The organism is Veronia pacifica, from assembly GCF_001707825.1.
Taxonomy (GTDB): domain Bacteria; phylum Pseudomonadota; class Gammaproteobacteria; order Enterobacterales; family Vibrionaceae; genus Veronia; species Veronia pacifica.
Map to the genome: position 1 here is coordinate 58,274 of NZ_LYBM01000007.1, position 21,364 is coordinate 79,637.

The following is a 21,364-nucleotide window of genomic DNA, read 5'->3' on the forward strand; positions in this document are numbered from 1 at the left end:
TTAAATTAGGTGAGTCTACTTCCGGTAACGCTGTAATTATTTTGTGTCATGAAATCGAGCAACACAGATAACGAGGCCATATCTTCAGCACAAGTTGTTCCCATCACATTGATGGCTGCATTGGCTGCTCCCATCGCAACCGCGTCATGTATTGCGTATTGATAGAGCAGGCCGTAAAGCAAAGCAGCTGCAAAGGCATCGCCTGCACCATAGGGTTTCTGCGCGGTAACGGGAAAAATTCCTTGCTTGAAGCTGGTTATCTGACCTTGATTGTTGCGTCCAAACACCTCGCAGCCAAGTTCCCCTGCCTTAATAATCACCAGTTGAGTTCGCGAGTTCTTCAGCAGTCTCTCGGCAGTATTGATATCGGACAACGATGCGTACTCATTATCAGAGCCCGTCGAGAGGACTGAGAACTCCTCACGGTTACCGATGACCACATCAGATAATTCAGACGCTCTCTGATATTGCTCTGACGGGGAGTCACGCCATGAATATGCGCGGTAATCAAGGTCAAGGACTACCTTCAGATCATGTTGTCTGGCGAGTGTCATCGCGTGTAGCGTCGCCTCTCTGGATGGTGAGAGAGAGAGAGCTGTACCCGATACCACGAGGCATCTGGCTCTGGCGAGATAAGAGGACGAAATATCAGACGCGTCGATGGCAAGGTCCGCCGCCTGATTTCGGTAAATAACCACTTCTGGTTGCTGTCTCAGCTCCGCCAGAGCAAGACTTGTTCGATATTCACCTGTGAATTTTTTCATACCAGTCAGGTCTATCTGTCGCTCTTTGAGGAACTGGCAGACATAATCACCAAGCCCATCTTGTGAAACGCCGCCAATAAAGCCCGTTCTTGCCCCAAGTGCGGATAAACCAGATGCAATGTTGGCCGGGGAGCCTCCCACTGACTTGTAAAACGATACAAGAGCTCCAAACGGTTGCTCTGGCTGTTGTCCATAAAGGTCTACGCCAGCACGCCCGAGACAAATGACATCGATCTCACGCGATACATGGTTCTGCCAACCGGTTAAGACCAAGTCTTCTTTACTCATAATCCACCCACACGGCACCGGCGTCTGCCGATTTGACACAGGAGTTAATCAGTTTGACGCCATCAATTCCTGCATCAATATCCGGATACCAGAGTGATTTTTGGGCTTCTTCGTCTTGGCGTTCGATTGCGTCTATCACAAGTGCATATCTATGGTAAAGATTGCTCCATGATTCGAAAAAGCCTTCCGGGTGTCCACCGCCAACCCTTGAACAGCCAACAGCATCGATGTCGCTGTAGAGGTATCCCATTCCGCGCTCCAGTACTTGTGCTGGCTCACCCTGAACTTCATACCTAAGTTGATTTGGATATTCGTCCCACCATTCGAGGCTCGCTTTCTCTCCAATGATCCGTATCTTTTGCTGGTGCATGGATCCTGCATTAATTGCACTTGCCCAAAGTGTGCCAACCGCACCGTTGTCGAACTTGAACAGAATGTTCGCGTTATCTTCAAGAGGCGAGCGGCTCTCGACAAAGCTCTGTCTGGCACATAGCAAGGATGTTACTTTGAGGTCGGTGATCAGAGTGGCGAGATAAAAGGGGTGCGTGCCACAGTCGCCGATAATGAAACTTGGCCCTGATACTGTAGGCGACATGCGCCACTGTGCTCCTTCACTGAATTTCTCAATTTCCTCACTGTGGAAGCCATGCGCAAACTGCATGTTAACAATACGAACTTTGCCGATATCGCCTCGTTTGACCATCTCCTTTGCCTGATGGATCATCGGATAACCAGCGTACCCGTACATAACGGCAAAAAAGCGATTATGTTTTTCTGCCAATGCCTTTAGCGTAATGGCGTCTTGTACGTTTAAGGTAACGGGCTTTTCGCAAATCACATGGAGGCCAGCTTCAATAGCAGCCTTGGCAATATCGAAGTGGGTAGAGTTAGGAGTGGCAATGGATACCGCCTGAATGCCGTCATCTCGCTGGCTTTCTGACAAAAACATCGCCTTGTAGTGGGGATAACAACGATCTTGATCCAACCCCATTTTATGACCGAAGTCAGCACATCGATCCGCATCTAAATCCAATGCGCCAGCAACAAATGTAAATAGATGGTCACGTGCTGCTGCAGCACGATGGGAATGACCGATTTCACTGCCACGACCGCCCCCAACCAGCCCCCAACGGATAGGAACACTTAATCTGGTTTCTTCATTGAACATACATCTTCCTCAATTCGTATTCTGACAACCGTTGTTTGAAAAATGTGCTAATTACCTAAACGCCAGGTCTCTGGTGTTTGCGTCCAGACTCCCAGTTTTCAATAATGTCGCCCCGCGTTTTATCGTCAGTGTGTTCAGGCAAACCCACCTCCCACCAAGTCTCAGTTGATGACCAGACGGTGGGGTCAATATCAGTGACAATGACGTAGGTTTTATTTGAGGCTTTAGCCCGATAAAAAGCGGCACTGAATTCGGCAAGAGAGGCAATTTTTTCGGCATTAGCCCCCAGACTCTTTGCATGAGAAACAAAATCAACCCGGGGAAGGTCGCCTTCAGACAGGCTTGCACAATCCTTGAGTAAATTATTGAAACTGGTGTTGCCAGTATTGTTTTGCAATTTATTGATCACCGCAAAACCACCGTTATCACATACGATGACAATCATCTTGTGACCAGTCAGAACTGAGCTATAAATGTCAGAATTCATCATCAGATACGAGCCGTCTCCGACAAGTACGATGGGGTCATTATCCGGCATCGCCATTTTCGCTCCCCATCCGGCGGCAATTTCATAGCCCATACACGAGAAACCGAACTCAATGTCCAATTGCCCTGAGTCAGAGGCCTGCCAGTTCATGTTCAACTCAGCGGGGAGACCGCCTGCGGCAGTAATAATCCTGTCGCGCTTATCGGCAAGCTGATTCACTTGACCGACAATTTGTGCATAAGAAGGAAAAGCCGATATAACGGGCGCAGTGCGGGTGTTAACTTGCTCCTTCCAACTCTCACGCTCCCTCACTGATATGGCGAGCCAGCTTTCCTCCGCTGACCATTGTTCAAGTGAAGAGTGCAGAGCTTTAATCGCATCGCGTGCATCGGCGACAATCGGTAAAGCCTGATGTTTGACAGCATCAAACCGGCAGGTGTTAATGCTGATGATTTTCAACGATGGATTTTGGAAAACTGTCCATGAACCTGTGGTGAAATCCTGAAGACGAGTGCCAACTGCTAATACCACATCCGCCTCTGCGGCCAGATGATTCGCACTGTCAGAGCCAGTCGTACCAATTGGACCGCAATTCAGTGGGTGACTGGACCGCAATACGGAACGACCAGCAATGGTCTCCACAAGGGGAATCTGATGGCGATTAATAAAGTCCTCAAGCTCTTGCTCTGCATGACTGTAAAAGACACCGCCGCCAGCGATAATCAGAGGCTTCTTAGCTTCTTTCAACCACGCTACAGCGCGTTCGATATCACAATGCTCTGGTTGTGGTCTGCGGATCCGGTGAACCTTTTTTGCAAAGAACACAGTGGGAAAATCCCAAACCTCGCCTTGAGTATCTTGTGGTAATGCCAACATAACAGGTCCACAATCAGCTGGATCGAGCAAGGTGGCAATGGCTTGTGGCAGGGACGCGACCAGTTGACTTGGCTTGGTGATCCTGTCCCAGTAGCGGGTCACTGCTTTGAACGCATCGTTAACTGTGATGGTCGGATTATTGAAGTGCTCGGTCTGTTGTAATACAGGATCAGGAAGACGCGACTGAAACGTATCTCCGGCGAGCATCAGTAGTGGCAGGCGGTTGGTATGCGCGACCCCGGCAGCTGTGATCATATTGGCTGCTCCCGGTCCAACAGAAGATGTCGCAATACCTACCCTCTGTCTCTTGTTGGCTCTAGCGTAAGCAATAGCAGCTAATGCCATTGACTGTTCGTTTTGACCACGCCACGTTGGAATATCAGATTGATGCTCGTAGAGTTGTTGACCAAGGCAAGTGACATTTCCATGTCCAAAAATTGCAAAAGCACATCCAAACAGAGGCACTTCCTCTCCATCGACCTCGATAAACTGTTTGGTGAGATAGCGGGCAAGTGCCTCTGCTGTAGTGAGTCGAACCGTTTCCATTCTTACGCTCCATCACAAGTCTTTAATCATCAGTTTTACTGGGTGCAGAGCGTCAGCCTTTTTTAGTCAGTTGGCTATATTCCGTACTCTGTGATTAAAGATTAGTCTAATTTTGAAATTGTTTTCAATCTCGCAATCGCTATTAGCGTCGTATCTACTGATGGTTTCATCATTAATCATGACGAACCTCACTTTTTAGCATTATTTTATCAATAATACCTTTGACAAAATGAAAACATTACCATAGATGTTTATAGGGTGTTACGAAGCTGTTGACCTTTGCTTGATGGCGGTTAATAAAAACTACCGTAGCCCATATAAAATAAGGCTCGAGGGGAAAATTAAAGAAAGTGTTTAGTCGCAATGTGTTTACACTTTATTAACAATTGCGATGCGTTTTATTACTGCTAAAACGATATGAAGTTGATGAAACAGTGAAAATATTTGATACAACAAGGGAGTGAAGTTGTGAAACTGAATTTGGCTAATGCGCCATGTTCCTGGGGAATAGAGTTTGCCGACAACCCTGACAATCCACTGTGGAGTCAGGTATTGCATGAGATGAAACAATCTGGCTATCAGGCTACTGAACTTGGACCTTTGGGATATCTGCCTACTGAGAATACAGAGCTTGCAGACGTACTGCGAGAATATTCTTTGAAATTGATTGCAGGAACATTGTTTGACTATCTTCACCGGCCAGAAGAAAGGGAAAGAATTTTAGAGAAAACAGAAATAACCTGCCAGATATTGAAAGAGCAGGGCGCTGAGTTTCTTGTTGTTATTGATCATGTGTGTTCTCCCAGAACGGACGAGGCGGGCCAAAAAGACACTGCTACTCGGCTGAACGACTCACAGTGGGATGAGATGATCAAGACACTAAAGGGAGTGGGGGAAATTTGTAATCGATTTGGTATCGTTGCCACGTTGCATCCACATGCGGGTACTTTTATCGAGTATCAAGATGAGGTGGATAAGGCGATGCGTGATCTCCCCAATGACCTCATGTCTTTGTGTGTTGATACTGGTCATTGTGTCTACGCAGGTATCGATCCTGCTGCGTTAATTACCCAATATGCTGAACGTGTCAAATATCTTCATTTTAAAGACATTCAAAAAGATGTGCTTGTTCGGTCAGTCAAGGAGGGCATTGATTTTTATAAGGCTATTGCTCTTAACATCTTTTGCCCACTCGGAGAGGGGTGTGTGGACTTTTCCGCTGTTCGGGAATCATTAACCGACATTAACTTTAACGGTTGGGTCACTGTTGAGCAGGACACAGATCCCGCTGCCGGCCATGATGTCAGCACAGACGCTGAAAAGAGCAGAGTGTTCATTGAAAACACTATTATCAGACAGTGAAACAAGCCGAGAAGGGAGGAGTAATATGACATCGGTGATGAAATCGAATCAGTCAGGTAAAACGGACAAGCAAAAGATGAATGCAGATGACGAAAGGGTTCGCAGCGTCTCTTTACTGAACCAAATATTGTCCAGACCTGAATTAGGTTCTGTGTCTGGAGCCATTCTGGTCTTTATTTTCTTTGCGTTGGTCGCTTGGGATTCAGGCATGTTCAATGCAGACGGCATTCTGAATTGGACCACGGTTTCTGCACAACTAGGCATCATTGCAGTGGGCGCATGCCTGCTAATGATTGCCGGTGAGTTCGATCTATCTATCGGGTCAATGATCGGCTTTGCCGGCATGATGATCGCAATACCATCAGTTTTTTGGGGGTGGCCAGCATGGTTGGCAATTATATTCGCTTTTACTGGTGCTATGGCCATAGGTTTTGTCAATGGATACATTGTCGTCCGAACGGGGTTACCCTCATTTATTGTATCCTTGGCCTTTTTATTCATCCTACGCGGTTTAACTATCGCGCTTTCTATTCTTCTCACCAATAAAACCATTCTCTCTGGCGTCGATAAAGTGGCTGAAGGCGACTGGCTCGCAGCGGCATTTGGTGGTGAGATTGGTACGGGGTTTTTTATCTGGCTCGGTAATGTCGGTCTGATTGATACATACAATGATGGTTCACCTATCGTTTCTGGTATACCCATGGTGGTCGTTTGGTGGTTCCTTCTGACGTTCATTGCCTCTTTCATTTTGTTACGTACACGTTTTGGTAACTGGATTTTTGCAGCAGGCGGCGATACCCGTGCAGCAAATAACGTCGGCGTGCCCACTGACAGAGTGAAAATTCTCCTCTTTATGTTTACTGCTTTCTGCGCAACGGTGTTTGCAGCCTGTCAAGTTTTCGAATTTGGATCCGCAGCCGCAGACCGTGGTTTGCTGAAAGAGTTTGAGGCCATTATTGCAGCTGTAATTGGTGGTGCTTTGCTTACTGGGGGATATGGCTCTGTCATCGGTGCATTCTTCGGTGCCCTCATTTTCGGTGTTGTTCAGATGGGGATATTTTTCACCGGGGTGGACTCTGACTGGTTCAGGGTGTTCCTTGGTGTCATGCTGCTAATCGCTGTCCTTTTTAATAATTATATTCGCAAAAAAGTCACCAGTGCACGTTGAGTTAACGCTGATGAAAGAGGAAATACAATGGATAAATACATTCTAGAACTCAAAAACGTCAGCCGATACTTCGGTTCTGTTATTGCCCTGAAAGATATCAATATGAAGGTCAAAATGGGCGAAGTGCATTGTCTATTGGGTGATAACGGAGCAGGGAAATCAACGCTGATAAAAACACTCGCAGGTGTTCATAAACCCTCTGAAGGCGAGTTTCTGATGGACGGAAAGCCGGTGGCTTTCAATTCTCCTCGCGATGCGCTCGACGCAGGTATTGCAACCGTCTATCAAGATTTGGCACTGGTTCCCCTGATGAGCGTCACCCGGAATTTTTTTATGGGTCGCGAGCTGACGAAAAAATGGGGCCCGTTTAACGTATTTGATACTAAAAAAGCCCATGAAATTGCAAGAGCAGGGATGGCAGATATGGGAATTGACGTGAGAGATTGCGATCACCCCATAGGCACTATGTCTGGTGGGGAACGTCAATGTCTTGCCATTGCCCGCGCTATCCACTTTGGTGCCAAGGTACTGATCCTTGACGAACCCACAGCAGCTTTGGGTGTTAAGCAATCTGCCAACGTCCTTAAAGTGGTCGCCAGAGCCCGGGGAAAAGGTCTGGCAGTGATTCTTATTACACATAATGTCCATCATGCTTATCCGGTGGGCGATAGATTTACCCTGCTAAACAGGGGTAAAAGCCTGGGCTCCTGGAAAAAGAGTGATGTTTCCAGGGAACAGATCCTTGAAATGATGTCAGGAGGACAGGAGCTTGAAACGTTAGAAGCTGAACTGGCCGAATTTGCGCATACGGATGCGGCAGTCGGCCATTAAGAAAGCCACGCACAGATTGTGCTTTGTTATCAAGTTAACAGACATTCTAACGAAGCTTTTTATTAACCTAACAGTTACAACATGGAGAAAGACGGATGAAATACCGAATAATCAAGGTCGTGAAAAAAGCGTCCGTGTTGCTGGGGCTTGTGGCAGGTGTGGCGGTTTTTACACCAACTACTGCACTGGCTGCAGATGAAAGATTTGTACTGGTGAGCCATGCGCCTGATTCTGATTCATGGTGGAATACGATTAAAAATGCAATTAAAGAAGCGGGTGATCAGCTTGATGTGAAGGTGGAGTACAGAAATCCACCTACTGGTGACCTCGCTGATATGGCCAGAATACTTGAGCAGGCTGTTGCATCTAATCCAAATGGTATTATTACAACACTTGCTGATTATGATGTTCTAAAGGGTGCGCTGAAAAAAGCAGAGAAAAAAGGCATTCCGGTGATCACCATTAACTCAGGGACACATCAGCAGAGTGAAGATGTCGGTGCGCTGATGCATGTCGGTCAACCTGAATATGATGCCGGATATGGTGCAGGTAAGCGTGCCAAAAAAGATGGCGTAAAGAGTTTTGTCTGTGTGAATCACTATATTACTAATCCCGCTTCAGTTGAGCGTTGTCAGGGATTTGCTGATGCACTCGGCGTCGATTTGGGCAGCCAGATGATTGACTCTGGTCAGGATCCGACGGGTATAGAAAAGAAGGTACTTGCCTACCTGCGTGCCAAACCTGACACAGGTGCGGTACTTACACTTGGACCAACATCTGCTCACCCCACGCTTAGGGCGCTAGAGAAAAACCGTCAACTGGGCAAAATTTACTTCGGCACATTCGACTTGAGTGGCGAGATAGCTGAAGCGATCAAGGAAGGCAACATTCAATGGGGCATTGATCAGCAGCCTTTCCTGCAAGGTTATGTGCCTGTGATGGCATTGACGCTTTACAACCGCTACGGTGTCATTCCATCAAATAATATTAACTCGGGTCCGGGTTTTGTCACAAAAAACAACGTTGGTTTGGTTGAAAAACTGGCAGGTGAATATAGATAGCCAGTAGATAACATTTTGTATGTTATCCCCCGAGCCGCTCATCATCGTTGAGTGGCTCATTTCTCATCATTGCCCCTCGTCCTGTGCATTTGAAAACATTCTCAGTTAATATCCGTGTATGAGGTGAATACAAGGTGATAACCAAGCATGACGGTCGGCAAACCAGAAGTTGAAGGTAAAGTAACAGTCGTTGAAGTCGCTAAAGCTGCAGGCGTTTCTGTCTCTGCAGTATCACGTGCTTTTAACCCCAACGCCAGCATCTCTGAGAAGCTTCGGAAAAAGGTGTTGGCTGCTGCTGAAACATTGAATTACAAACCAAATCGTCTCGCACGCGGTATTAAATCCCGTTCAAGCTTGATTGGAATATTGGTGACAGATTTCAACAACCCCTTCTACATGCCCGTTTTGAGTGCATTCACTACCGAGATACAAAAGAGAAACTGCCACAGCCTACTGATAAACGTTGACGGTGATATGGACATTAGTGAAGCCGTTGAACTCGTCATGGAATACAACGTTGACGGCCTGATCATCACCTCCGCGTCTTTGCCCAAAGAGCTGGTTGAGGCCTGTCGGGTCAAAAAAACGCCAGTAACCATCTTCGGAAGAACGTCCAGCGATAACAGCGTGACTGAAATCAGTTGCGACAATATTGCAGCCGGACAGATGGCCGCTGATATGGTGCTGAACGCGGGATATGTTCGTCCGGCTTTTGTTGGTGGTCCTGTCGGCACTACGGCATCACTTGATCGTCAGCGGGGTTTTGTTGGTCAGTTATTGGCGAGAGGATGCCAGACATGGCAAGTGGTTGAGGGAGGGGAGTTCAGCTATACAGCGGGCTTTGAGGCTACTCTTAGGTTATACCGCGGCTCTGAATGTCCGGATGCCATATTCTTTGCTGATGACATTATGGCATGTGGTGGTATGGATGCTATCCGACAAGAGCTGGGGCTTCATATACCTGATGATGTTGGTATTGTGGGCGTGGATGATATTCAGCTGGCAAGCACCAAGGCTTATGATTTGTCGACTATCCGCCAGCCTTATCTCGAAATGGTTCAGGCCACCATCAACGCCCTGTTTGAACGAATCGCGAATCCAGAAATGTCTCCCCAATCTGTTACGTTACCATGTGAAGCGGTTTCCCGTGGTTCGTTGAAGCCTGTTAATTAGCCTGAGGTATTCAGGCTCGCTTCCTATTTTCCTTTTCAGTCAGAGTATCGATGAACACCTCTTTTTTCCATCGCTCTGCCAATGCTTGTTCGAGTAAATCGGCCATTGTTGCTGGAGCCATGCCTTTGACTGGTGGATCGCGATCTAGGTTGCTCGGAAACGCATAGCAATCTGCAACAGCAGTGATGATGGATGTTTTTTCATCGATAGATAGGGCATCTTTATGCCATTGCTGTGCCAAGGTATCGAAAACGGCATCGCAAATGGCGAAGTGATTAACGGTCTCCATTGCTCTGCCATATATCGACGAGATCTGAAGTAAATTCGCGCAGCGATTGAGATCGCGTGTATTGTTTTCGCCTGCTGCATGAAACAGAGCCGGGTTGAAGAAAACGGCGTCTCCTTTTTCCAAAGGCAACTGTATGGCGTGCTGTTGAAAATACGCGTTGAACTCACTTTGATGAATACTGAAATAGCCATCAGGAAGCTGTTGCGAGTAGGGTAGAAGTAATGTTGGGCCGGATTCGATGGGCATATCGCTGTGAGCAACTGCCCCTTGCAATGTCAGCATTGGCGTCATGTGATGAACATGTTTTGGAAAATCAAACAGTGCCTTTGCTCGCTGAAACCCCATATGATAATCGCGATGAGGCTGTTGTGCTTTTCCTCCCGGGTACACCATATTTACCTGAGCTGTGACCTGATATCCAGATCCTAACCAAGCTTCACTGACCCAACGTAGGACAGGATTGGTATAGTAAGCAATAAATACTTCAGGATTGATGAGTGCACTTTTCTGAAATACATTCCAGATCCGTCCATTGGGAACAGCATCTTTGCTGGCAAAGTGATCACCGTGGTTTATGGTTGCCTCGTGGTCGAGAATGAATGCAAAGACCTGAGTCATTTCATCCACAGTTTCCATTTTTTTCCATGCGTTTTTTATAACAAGCACGCCCGGCCCATCTCTTAATACATGGGCGAATTCTGTCTTCAATGCCAGTTTGTCGCTTCGCTGTCTAAGAGTATCACCATCGTAAATGACGACATTCTTTTCTATGTGTGCTGACAATGGGTAATCCCCTTTGACAGTCACTTTTTCACAGATCTGTGAGAGCGTTTTAATATCATATTCCATTGTTTCTTCGCTAAAAAAAGTCATTTTTTCACCTGTTCGCTCTGTTGTCTTCTTTATTCACTGTATTCAATCTATGTAGATTTTTGACAAAGAAATTCATCAAAAACTCATCAATTATCGGTTCTGATCATCACTGGTGAGGTTGGAAACATTACACTCATGGTGGTGTCCAATATTGTTTCGTAGTGTGATATTTAAGAGAGACGCAAGGAGTGGTTACATCAAACGATTTTCAGCCAAACAAATTGCTGCGCAGGCTGGTGTGGGTTTAGCGACTGTCGATAGAGTGCTGAATGACAGGGGAAATGTACACCGCTTGACCGTACAAAAAGTGACAAAAGCGATTGAAGAGTTAGAGAGCCAATATCAGCTAAGCCTGATGCGAGGACGAACTTTCTACTTTGATCTCTTGATGGATACACCGTCACGCTTCAGCCAGCAGGTGAAAGATGCCTTTTTGTGGGTGCTTCCTCAAATGTCTCCCTACAAAATCAGGGTTCGTTTTCGATTTTTTGAGCGGATCTCTGCTTTCGATATGGTGGAGGAAGTGATGAAAACAACAGCAAGACAATGCCATGGTCTTGTTCTCAAGGCCCCCAACTTGCCTGAAGTCAGTCGAGCGGTAAATGCTGTATCTGAGCAACTACCTATTGTTACCTTGGTCACTGATATTCCCGATAGTAAAAGGCTTGCTTATATTGGTATGAATAATCATTCTGCGGGACAAACGGCCGCTTATTTACTGGCACAATGGTTACCAGTATCAGAGAGTCGGATTCTTTGTCCACTCAGCGATCATACTTTTCATGGCGAGGAAGAGAGGTTAGCGGGCTTTCTTAGTGTATTGGCGAGGTATCCTTACTTGTCTGTTATTGATGCGAGTGGTGGGAAGGGATTACCACTTGATACGGAGAGGCGAATAAAAGATTGTATTGAGTCTGATAATGCTGTCTCCGGTGTTTACAGTATCGGTGGTGGAAATCGGGCAATTCTGAGAGCATTTGAAGCACTTGGGCGAGAAAACCCGGTTTTTATCGCCCATGACATGGATGATGAGAACCGTGACCTTCTTAACCAGTTCAAGATACATGCGGTGATTGACCATAAGCTGAGAGATGATGCCCGTGCTGCTCTTCAGTTTTTACTCAATCACTACCGCAGAACACCGCTGATTAATGGCTATCAGTCTTCAATCAATGTGGTGACACCGTTCAGTCAAAGTCTGAGGTAACTAGCTAATCTATAGCGATATCTATTTAGTGGAACAGTTTTTTCTTTCACTGAGTAGACGTACTAGGACAGGTAAACAAGTTGCATGAAGTACAGACATAATAAAGCCATCCAGTTATGGATGGCTGAGTCATCACGACTTATCGAATCAATAATATTGCATAAAGTACATATTGATAGCACCTGATGACGGTTTTGCAGAAGAATGATCTTTTGTAAAAATAGCCATGTCGGTCAATTCTCGGTTGGTCGACGGATCAAAAACCGACGATTCTCCGCACGTATCGTGTTCATCTGCGGGGGTGCCATAATCAGAATATCTAGCAAAAACGTTTTCATTATTCATAGTGAACCTCCCTAGATTCCAGCCTGTTGATTATCTGTCACGTAAAAGCAGGCCTTTCTGCTCGTTTACGCCCAATGACCAATTAGACTCCAATCTGAAGGCTACGTTTTGTATCTTGCATTAACACTTCAAGAATACACTGAGTATCAGTGTAGTTACCAGCACGTCAGGTCGATATCAGCTGCTGTATGACTGATTGTATTTTTATTGATACAAAGTCTCGGCACAAGTGATACATGGATATGCAAATTATTAGTTTCCTACTGACTGTTTATCACTACACTTCTGGCTATTCTTTTGTCAGAATTATTGGCGTAAATATGTGATTTATTGGGCAGCATCTTATCTACTATCGTTTAGTTGATATTATTATTTTCTGGTTCTTCTGGTGAGCTTAACTTTCACATTGCTATAAATATAACACTTATGACTTATCCATCAATAATAGGTTTTCTAATTAACTCTAATTAAAAAATGGTATATTTTTGTAAATCGTAATATTAGTTTTTTATCAAAATTGAAAGTATTGATATTTTACTTTATAAGTAAAATTAAATTTGGTAAATATAATTCTATAGAAGGTTTATGATTTCAAATATAATAAAGATTAAATAATATATCCCAATCTATTAGCTTTATAAGTAGGCCGATGCATTATGGTAAATGTATTTTTCACAATTCAACAGAAGGTAAATTAAATTTCCTATCAAACACTCTTTATTCCTCCATATTTAGTTACGATGAGAGGTATATATTTAGGTAGAGGTGAAAGCTTTAATGACTTATTTATTGACGTAAAAAGCCAATGATCTAAAAAAATATATCCTGACATTCTCCAATGTTTTTAAGTGCTGGTGGGTGAAAAAACGATTTTAAAGCTAGAGATCTTACCCAAAGTCAATATGTGCTGTGGGTGTAATTTCTATTTTTGTCGAGTTAATCCAGTATATCGCGTCAAATTCATTGCTTTTATTCACAGAGAACTCATTTTTCTTTAAAGTGATCTCAAATACGAATCGTTATCATCCGCATTATCAGTATAAAGTGTGGGATTAAGTATCGCTCAGACTAATATGTCAAAGGAAGGACGTATTGTGGGAAATTTTCACACCAGTTTCACTCTGATTTTTAGCACTTTAACTCTGTTTTCATCCACAGTAACAGCTAGTCAGGATTCTGTAGGTGACACACTCAATAATGAAGATGTTGTTGAAGCCTATGACGATGATTCGCTCGATGTCATCGTGGTAACAGGAACCAAAAGCAAACGAAAGTTGTTAGATGTCCCTGTACGAACTGAAGTGGTGTCAGAGAAAGAGATAAAAACCCGTCATGACAGGGATCTGTCTGAGACAATGAAGTACGTCTCCAGCGTTCAGCTGACCGATATTCACGGTAAAGACGGTAAAAATATTATCATGCAAGGGCTGAATGCGGATCAGACGCTGGTCTTGCTAGATGGCTTACCCACCAATCTGTCCGCCAACGAGGCGACAGACATTACAAAACTCTCATTAGCCGGCATTAAGCAAATAGAGATCGTTAAAGGTGCAGTGTCTTCTTTGTACGGCTCAAATGCGATGGCAGGTGTAGTGAATATTATCACTAAACGTCCTTTCGACTCTGGAAACGGGTATGAGCTTACTTTTGATGCTGGTTCATACGGTGACGCCAATGTCAGAGACGGTATAGTAAATGATGGAGCAGCAAAACTCTATGCCTATGCCAGTGATGAAGATTGGTATTTGAAATTTGTCGGTGATGTGAGAAGTCAGGGCGGGGTTGACCTCGATAAGACCACATATTCCATTAATGAATACGAAGGTACTAAATATAATTTATCTTTGGCTGGGGGGTATCGGTTTAGCAATGGCACAGTATTGGAGATCAAACCCAGTTGGTATATGGATGATATCCATGCTCCCTATCTCGGCCAGCTAAAGCCACCACATGGCCGACAAAAAAAAGATAAAATTGAAAAAAATGAAAGAACCGGTATCAACGTTAGCGTCGAAAAACAACTGACCGATATTATATTTGCATCTGGATACTATATATACAGTGAACAGAAGCAAACCAGTCATCAAGATTTCATTTCTACCCCCAAGATTGATCAAACTCGAACAGCGAGTTCAGATGCACAAAAAGCAGAGCTTAAATTCAGTATTGATATAACCGATGTCCAGCTCTTGACACTCGGTGTTGTTGCCGAATCTGATAGCGTTGAGCAGACCAACGACGGTCTCGCCGAACTGAAAGATGCAAAAAATGAGAAAGTCGAATTTTATGCACAAGATGAGATCTTTATTACCGATGAACTTGAGGTTGTTCCTGGCTTTCGTTATCAGGACGATAAAGACTTTGGCTCTAAACTTACACCAAGCCTGAATGCTAGATACAGCCCTGCCAAACTTAGCGATTATCAAGTAACGCTCAGAGCTGGTATTGGTTCAGGGTATAAAACCCCCAATCTGAAAGAGCGTTTTTACATATTTGACCATAGCGCTCTTGGATATATGGTACTCGGTAATCGTGACTTGAAGCCAGAATCCTCAACAAGCTACCAACTTGGTGTCGATTTTAGAGTGAATGAAAAGACGTCACTAGCATTAAATACGTTCAGTAATAAATTAGAAAACCTTATTGATACAGGTTTGGACAAAGATAAATCGACTAATGAACTTGCTATTTATAGTTATCTCAACGTAAGTAAAGCAAAAACCGAAGGGTTCGAAGGTACACTTACAGCAAAAATTACAGACAACTTAAAGGCTGAGGTTTCTTATAACCATTTAGTCGCGACTAATTTAGATAATAATCCGGAGTTGAATGGAAAAACGTTACCTGAAAGGGCGAAACATACCTACCTATTAACTACGAGCTACTCAGTTCCTTCTTTAAAAACAGAGTTCTCTGTAGCCGGAAAATATAAATCTAAAGTTTTTGTAGACGAAAGAAATAACATCGAATCGCCGGGGTATAGCACGATCGATTTTAAAGCGAATACAAAAATTTCAGATAACTTAAAAGTATTTATTGGAATAAATAACGCCACCAATGTTGTTCAGGATGCAAGTAATAATAACGACCTGAGGCCATCAAAGGGACGTTATATATATGCTGGGTTTGAATACAAAGGATAAACAGCTAAAAACAAAGGATATGATATGACTTACAATATTAAGCAAGTATCTGCTGCTGCTGTATCAGCACTGATATTAATGGGATGTAATGGCTCAGGTTCTTCCTCTTCTGAGCAAGAAAACAATGGAAACACTGAAGTAGGCACTGTAAGTGTTGTAGATGCGTCAACGGGGCAGAAACAGGGGTTAAGCTTAATTTCTGGTGCAGTAGTCACTGACGATAGCTGGCACGTGGCGTATCAAAAGTATGTTGGTTTTTCGACTAATGGCGGTGCATCTGCCTCGGGTGATGGTAAGGTTTCAGGTTTCATTGCCCACCAATATGACGAATTGTATGATGACAAAAATCAGCCAGTTCAGGCCGAGTTTGAAAAGTTAGATGCTTCATCCACGGCGGATAAATTTTCTGAAGTCACATTTGCAACCTGTTCTGCAGGTACATATGTTGAAGATTCCATTAAAACTCAAATTGAAATGGAAGACTGGGTAGAAGCTGATTACAGTCAAGGCGCCCCGACTTATTCAGCGAAAGAGGGTAACGGATGGATTATTAAAACTGATGTTGACGGCAGCGACACTTATGCATTGGTATCAGTGAAAACGTTGACTGTGGAATTTGGACAAGCCACGACAAGAAAATTAGAGTTCTCAGTGAAAAACTGGAATGAGAACTCACAAACCTTTGATAATGAAGTTGTCACAGAAGTCGATTTTTCTAGCGAGAGGCAATACTTCGACATCAATGATAGCAATGTTGTCATGGCAGATAATGGTGGTTGGGATATCAGTATAAAAGCTGAATCAAGAGCCTATGTAATGCAAGTTAATGGCGGTGCCTCAGGTTCCGGTAAAGCCGGTGTCGGATACCTGCTGAATGATAAAAAGGCCTCTGAAATCACTAACCCAACAGACAGTGAACAGGTTTACAAGTATTTCTCTGACACAGCGACAGGTGTCTTGAGCAAGCCTGGTAGCTATGGACCACTACAATACAACGTTGCTGGCAGACATCAAATGTGGCCGACGTTTACCACTTACTGCATTAAAGATGAGCAAGGTGTTGTGCCTAGGCTGTTTAAAGTACAGGTATTGGGTAACTACGGTAAAGAGGGCACCGAGAAATCGGGGAACATTGTTTATCGCTATGAAGAGCTGACTCAATAACTCTATTTAAGGCAACCTCTGGAGGTTGCCTTTCTCATTTCACTATAAAACGACATATCACTTTGACGCCAACTGCCTCTTGAGATCACTTGGGCTCATTCCTGTCTGCTTTTTGATAAAGCGTGAAAAGCTGCTGTCACCCGAAAAGTGAAGTCTCTGTGATACGGAGGCTATGCTAGACCCGCTCTCTTGCAGCATATGTTTGGCTTGTTTAAGCCTGAAGTCACTGTAGATCCGTTTAAAGCTCGTTTTCTCTTCTTTAAGATGACGGCTTAAGGAGCGCGTTGATATTTCAAGTGCTGCACTGACATCCTCAACAGATGACGGCAACATTGAATCAAAACGTTGCTCGATAATACAGAGTGTTTTTTCTGTTGTTGTTTGTTGTATATCGCTTGTTTTCTGCTGACTTCTTAATATCGAAGTGAGCATCATCTGAGTTTTAGAACTGCTTGTATAAATAGGTGTATTGTATAATTCAATAGGCAATAGCATTCGATCTTTTTCGCAGCCCATTTTTACATTTGCCTTTGGAAATATTTTACTTATTTCAGTGAAGTGAAGTTTTTGATGAGAAAACTCAACATGGGTTGTGGCGTAATCAAGATTGGTGAGTCTTGCGATATTAAAAACTGCACAAGCTACCGCTTCGATTAACAAACTATTATATTTATCAAAGTTGGCGGCGAGGCCAAGATTAAGCTCTGCAAACTGGGACGTTTCATTGACCGACAGCCTCATTGCAGGCATTACTTGATTCAAATATCTTAGTGTAACACCCGCCGCCTGTTTAATGGATGCAGATGACATGGCTGCAAGTCCGACAAATCCATGAGTGTCCAAAGGGAGTGCTTCCACGAATTGGTATTGACCTCTAGGGTTGTTCTCAACACACCGTGAAATTTGTTCAAGATTAAGTCTGAAATGATAGGCACTAATAAACGCATCACGCTGATTGAGTATATCTTCGTCAAGGTTGTATTTGTCTTTCAGCATAGATATAAAGTCAATCCCTTGTGCTTCACACAACGATTTTACTGGGTGTAAATAACTCACCGGAAAACGCATTTCTTTTTTTGAATTATCTAAATTGTCCATGAAAATCCCACGTCTAAATTAGAGATGTCCTGAATGTATTGTTAGAGTTTATAAAAGTGTGCTTATTACATTGATAAGCTTTTATATTCGAATCTATTAATTTGTATAATATAAGAGTAGGTAGAGATCTCTCATTTTATTTGAGTAAATAACCTAATTAATTTCTTATATTAAATATCTAACAGATGACTCTTTTTTCAACTGGTTTCATATCAACAATAGTGAGGCTGGTGTCTCTTATTTGGTATCTTTCTTCGGTTTTTGAAATGCAGATTGAGTTGATGAATCAGGGTATGATAGCATACATCTCAATCTATTTAATCGTTCGGTAAGCTCTTTGACACTGGGAGTTTGGCGTGAGGCTGGGGGACTATCTTTTTTTTCTGTATTTTTTACCGTATCAAGTTGCTCGCCATCCGAGACGTTTGCTGCAGGCTGCGTGTGTGTTTTGCTATCAGTCTGAACACGCTTGAGATCTTTAACGTGTCCTTCATGCTCTTCGTTTGCGACAAAATCATTGTCTATTAGCCAATTTTTCATCCATTGAGGCTGTTCTGAATACCAGCTAAAATATTGTCCTCCCTCGATAAAATCGTCTTTTTCTATGACATTTCCCCTAACACACTGTATCGACTTTCCACCTGAAGGAGTCATTCGTATAAGAAGCTGTTGGTGTTCAAGTGCTTTTTCGGCATTGACGACTTGGGTACTGGCTAGCTCAGGATATGAGGACAGTTTTCTTCCTCGCTTCCTGAAATAACGTGTGAGCTTTTTGGAGAGTGACTCGTGATTGACTAGGTGAATACCAACAACACGGGTATCACTGTTAACGGCTAACTCATTGATGTACGTTTCACCTGATAAAGAGGTGACCAATGCCAAGTAGTTGCTGTACTTCTCCAATATTTCACTTATTTTTGATGATGGTGTATTTTCGTCGCACTCATCTTGCGAATCAGTCGGCGTCGAGTCCTCATCTGAGTCCTTTGTTGCGTCTACATTACCCACCTTCAGGCCAGTTTTGTTGACATTATATATTGGGGGAGTACTCAATCGATCATCCTCGCAATGGGTTCACTCGTTAAGTATAAACCAGTGCCCAAGTGCCTCCTCTCTCGTTACCCGTTTCTCCCGATAATGTAGGTATCGATTCGTATTTTGTATCTTTTTTAAGTCTAATTATTCAAATAAGAGACTTTAAATTACCTATTTGAAAATATCTGAGACTTCATCAGTATTGTATTTGATGCCTGTCGTTCTAAAACTTTGATTTAATGGGTTTATGAAATCAATCAGTCTTGTGTCTTTGTTGTTTTTTATCTTGCCAATCCGAGCAAAAGTCCATTTTCTCGCCAAAGAGTCACGTCAACTCCATCGACATGCAATGTCTTCCTCTCTCTTTCAATATTGAGGTTTGAGGGTATTTTGGCTTGATAAAAGGTATAGGTTTTTTGTTCTGTGATATTAAACACTTTTAACTGTGCCGCAATTTTTCCACCAATACTGCAGTAGCGACCACCAATTAAACGCCATTTATCGTTTTCGAAGAATGTTGTATTGATCAGTGAAAAATCCAGTCGATTCAGGTGAAGACTAATTTCTGATAAAGACTCACTGGCAACTTCAATTTGCATATTCGTTTTATGGTTATAAGCAATCTCCTCGGTGACTGACAGCAGGGTGTTCTTTGTAGTAAAAAAGAAAACGCAAAGAATCAGCAATACTGAGGCAAATGTGTATGCCAGCATAGGATATCGAGACTTTTCCATGCGAGGTGAAGTGAGTTCTTCAATTTGCTCGTTTGTAAGGTTAATGCCTGAGTAATAATTAACCATTTTCTTCTTTAGCTTATTTTGTCTGTCGCTGTTCATCACTCGGATACTCTCTCGAAAAGGTAACTAAATTGACGGGTCAGTCTTTTCTTTAGACGACTTAATTTTGACAAAAGGGTGCCTCTGGGTTGATCCGTAAGATAGGCGATCTCCTGAAATGTCAGTCCCTCTACAGCCCATAAATACAGCAACTCTCTTTCTCGATGCGACACTTTATCCATGATGATTGAGACATGCTGCTGGTCGATAATTATTGCATCGAGACTCTCTATGATCTGCGCGCATTCCGATACATCGTAGGCTGGAAACAGATCTTGATGAGTTTTGAATTCAAGTTGCTCTTTACGACATTGGTCGATGAAACTGTTTCGTATGACCGACAACATGTACTTCTTTGTCTGTTTTTCTGCCTCCTTGACACGCAGTATTTTCTCACAACATATTTGCACTAAATCGAAAGCTTGCGCCTCGTTGTGACATAAAGAAAATGCATAGCGGTAAAGCGAATTCAACAAAGGCTTCGAAAAACGTCGATTGTTCTTTTTTTCTGATAGTGTGAACATAGATTGCTTTCCCCAATATAAGTAACCCTCTATTTTGCCGACATTCCAAAAATGTAAGGAGGGTGAGGGAATGGTTATTGTAAACTCAATCCCTTTTTTCTCCTGATGTACTCAGTTCGTTTTCAATGGATGCCGACTGCCACGGTTACTGATACCAGAGCTCTCCTTGTCTGGTCATTAGCGACTGCTATGTGCGTTCACGCGGGTGAAAGTCAGGGTGGTTTTAGCGCGTATTTGGAGGTCTGTCAGGGTGAAGCGGTCGCCACCACCCAGCAACGCCAATACTCCTCCTGCGGCAGCCAGAGCAAACTCTCGTTTAAAGCCGTTCAAGTTTGCGATGATCCCCTTGTCTAACGAAAGTTTGTTGAACATGAACCAAATCATAACGGCAATGGTTACTATGCCTGCGACTTTAACCCCCCTCCCTGAACCAAAAATCAATAGTAAGCCAATGATCGCTAAAACAGGTGGGTAGACAGCAAATGTTGGAATTTTGCTATAAGCACCAAAGAAACCACCGACAATGAATGTCATGCCAAGAGAAAATCGCAGCAGAAGACCGATAGCTTGCCAGTTAGTGTCTGTGGGTGGGTTCAGCCAGTTGCGGTCAACGCTTTTTAATCCCGCACCGAGATTGAAAAGGACGAACATCATGCCGGATAGCGTGATATCGCGGATTTGGACAAACATAGCAGGGGAGGTGTAGGTATTAACGCCTACTGATGCACCGGGCACGGTGTCAACAGGTAAGGAAACGACAAATGTCCAGAGTAAGAAGCCATAGAAAAGGGCGAGTGGACGAACGAAGAAACCGATGGCAAGTGCGATACCTGAAAATAATTCAAATGCAGACAGGGTAGTGAGGAAAAACCATGGAGTGAGCAGGTCATTAGTGAACAAGTAGTCCTGAAATAACTCATTGATATAGCCTGTTGTTCCCATGTAATTATCTACCATGGCTTGTTGTTTGCTGCTGGACAGCAATTGGCTTAATTTTGACAAACCACCAATGATAAACACCATTCCAAGCCCCACCCGAAGTAACAATGCTCCTAATTCTAACCGCTCATGCTCTGCGTTCATGTATTTCCTCCACATTTAATGGTTGGTGTTGTTATGGAATTAA

The 21,364-nt window shown here is 43.6% G+C and carries 18 protein-coding genes; 8 read left to right on the forward strand and 10 right to left on the reverse strand.

From position 1 onward, the window contains the following. Positions 1-5: 5 nt before the first annotated feature. From iolC to iolD, 3 genes are read right to left on the reverse strand one after another with little or no spacing between them, the layout of a single operon-like run. Positions 6-1,052 carry a 5-dehydro-2-deoxygluconokinase gene (iolC, locus tag A8L45_RS05915; protein ID WP_068900206.1) on the reverse strand — a complete coding sequence of 349 codons (1,047 nt, stop codon included), beginning with the start codon at positions 1,050-1,052 and terminating at the stop codon, positions 6-8. Further along, entirely contained in the window at positions 1,045-2,220 is a 1,176-nt protein-coding gene (locus A8L45_RS05920; protein ID WP_068900208.1) for a Gfo/Idh/MocA family protein, read from the reverse strand. The genes iolC and A8L45_RS05920 overlap by 8 nt, the downstream gene beginning before the upstream one ends. A 55-nt stretch (positions 2,221-2,275) precedes the next feature. After that, complete coding sequence (gene iolD / locus A8L45_RS05925; protein ID WP_068900209.1) at positions 2,276-4,129, reverse strand: 3D-(3,5/4)-trihydroxycyclohexane-1,2-dione acylhydrolase (decyclizing); 1,854 nt, start codon at positions 4,127-4,129, stop codon at positions 2,276-2,278. Between the two features lie 468 nt (positions 4,130-4,597). On the opposite strand from iolD, the gene A8L45_RS05930 reads away from it, so the two are divergent. The 5 genes from A8L45_RS05930 to A8L45_RS05950 all read left to right on the forward strand — a co-directional run bounded on the left by A8L45_RS05930 (position 4,598) and on the right by A8L45_RS05950 (position 9,724). Further along, positions 4,598-5,491 (forward strand): TIM barrel protein, encoded by an 894-nt coding sequence (locus A8L45_RS05930; RefSeq protein ID WP_068900211.1) that lies wholly within the window; start codon positions 4,598-4,600, stop codon positions 5,489-5,491. 25 nt (positions 5,492-5,516) lie between these two features. Next, positions 5,517-6,659 (forward strand): ABC transporter permease, encoded by a 1,143-nt coding sequence (locus A8L45_RS05935; protein ID WP_245680652.1) that lies wholly within the window; start codon positions 5,517-5,519, stop codon positions 6,657-6,659. Positions 6,660-6,686: 27 nt separating this feature from the next. After that, on the forward strand, positions 6,687-7,490 hold the full coding sequence (locus tag A8L45_RS05940) for an ATP-binding cassette domain-containing protein (RefSeq protein WP_068900213.1): 804 nt from the start codon (positions 6,687-6,689) through the stop codon (positions 7,488-7,490). A gap of 95 nt (positions 7,491-7,585) precedes the next feature. Further along, positions 7,586-8,551: a sugar ABC transporter substrate-binding protein gene (locus tag A8L45_RS05945; protein ID WP_083228225.1), complete on the forward strand. Its 966-nt coding sequence runs from the start codon at positions 7,586-7,588 to the stop codon at positions 8,549-8,551. A gap of 147 nt (positions 8,552-8,698) precedes the next feature. Further along, positions 8,699-9,724 carry a LacI family DNA-binding transcriptional regulator gene (locus A8L45_RS05950; RefSeq protein ID WP_068900214.1) on the forward strand — a complete coding sequence of 342 codons (1,026 nt, stop codon included), beginning with the start codon at positions 8,699-8,701 and terminating at the stop codon, positions 9,722-9,724. 10 nt (positions 9,725-9,734) lie between these two features. Here the strand turns inward: A8L45_RS05950 and A8L45_RS05955 are convergent, their stop codons facing one another. After that, on the reverse strand, positions 9,735-10,886 hold the full coding sequence (locus A8L45_RS05955; RefSeq protein WP_068900215.1) for a phytanoyl-CoA dioxygenase family protein: 1,152 nt from the start codon (positions 10,884-10,886) through the stop codon (positions 9,735-9,737). Positions 10,887-11,037: 151 nt separating this feature from the next. On the opposite strand from A8L45_RS05955, the gene A8L45_RS05960 reads away from it, so the two are divergent. Beyond that, positions 11,038-12,093, forward strand: a complete 1,056-nt coding sequence (locus A8L45_RS05960; protein WP_139122318.1) for a LacI family DNA-binding transcriptional regulator — start codon at positions 11,038-11,040, stop codon at positions 12,091-12,093. Positions 12,094-12,240: 147 nt separating this feature from the next. Here the strand turns inward: A8L45_RS05960 and A8L45_RS05965 are convergent, their stop codons facing one another. Beyond that, positions 12,241-12,438: a hypothetical protein gene (locus tag A8L45_RS05965; protein ID WP_068900218.1), complete on the reverse strand. Its 198-nt coding sequence runs from the start codon at positions 12,436-12,438 to the stop codon at positions 12,241-12,243. Positions 12,439-13,511: 1,073 nt separating this feature from the next. Here A8L45_RS05965 and A8L45_RS05970 point away from each other — a divergent pair. Together A8L45_RS05970 and A8L45_RS05975 are read left to right on the forward strand one after the other, a co-directional pair. Further along, on the forward strand, positions 13,512-15,581 hold the full coding sequence (locus A8L45_RS05970) for a TonB-dependent receptor plug domain-containing protein (protein WP_083228227.1): 2,070 nt from the start codon (positions 13,512-13,514) through the stop codon (positions 15,579-15,581). A gap of 24 nt (positions 15,582-15,605) precedes the next feature. After that, positions 15,606-16,745: a hypothetical protein gene (locus A8L45_RS05975; protein ID WP_068900222.1), complete on the forward strand. Its 1,140-nt coding sequence runs from the start codon at positions 15,606-15,608 to the stop codon at positions 16,743-16,745. A 57-nt stretch (positions 16,746-16,802) separates the two neighbouring features. Here A8L45_RS05975 and A8L45_RS05980 read toward each other — a convergent pair whose 3' ends face one another. The 5 genes from A8L45_RS05980 to A8L45_RS06000 all read right to left on the reverse strand — a co-directional run bounded on the left by A8L45_RS05980 (position 16,803) and on the right by A8L45_RS06000 (position 21,321). After that, a complete protein-coding gene (locus A8L45_RS05980; protein WP_068900224.1) occupies positions 16,803-17,843 on the reverse strand; it encodes an AraC family transcriptional regulator in 1,041 nt (346 codons plus the stop codon). A 237-nt stretch (positions 17,844-18,080) separates the two neighbouring features. Then, entirely contained in the window at positions 18,081-18,896 is an 816-nt protein-coding gene (locus tag A8L45_RS05985; protein WP_068900226.1) for a hypothetical protein, read from the reverse strand. Between the two features lie 263 nt (positions 18,897-19,159). Then, positions 19,160-19,717, reverse strand: coding sequence for a hypothetical protein (locus tag A8L45_RS05990; RefSeq protein ID WP_139122320.1), 558 nt, complete (start codon positions 19,715-19,717; stop codon positions 19,160-19,162). After that, positions 19,714-20,238, reverse strand: coding sequence for an RNA polymerase sigma factor (locus A8L45_RS05995; RefSeq protein WP_068900230.1), 525 nt, complete (start codon positions 20,236-20,238; stop codon positions 19,714-19,716). The genes A8L45_RS05990 and A8L45_RS05995 overlap by 4 nt, the downstream gene beginning before the upstream one ends. A 177-nt stretch (positions 20,239-20,415) precedes the next feature. Beyond that, a complete protein-coding gene (locus A8L45_RS06000) occupies positions 20,416-21,321 on the reverse strand; it encodes a DoxX family protein (protein ID WP_068900231.1) in 906 nt (301 codons plus the stop codon). Positions 21,322-21,364 lie beyond the last annotated feature (43 nt).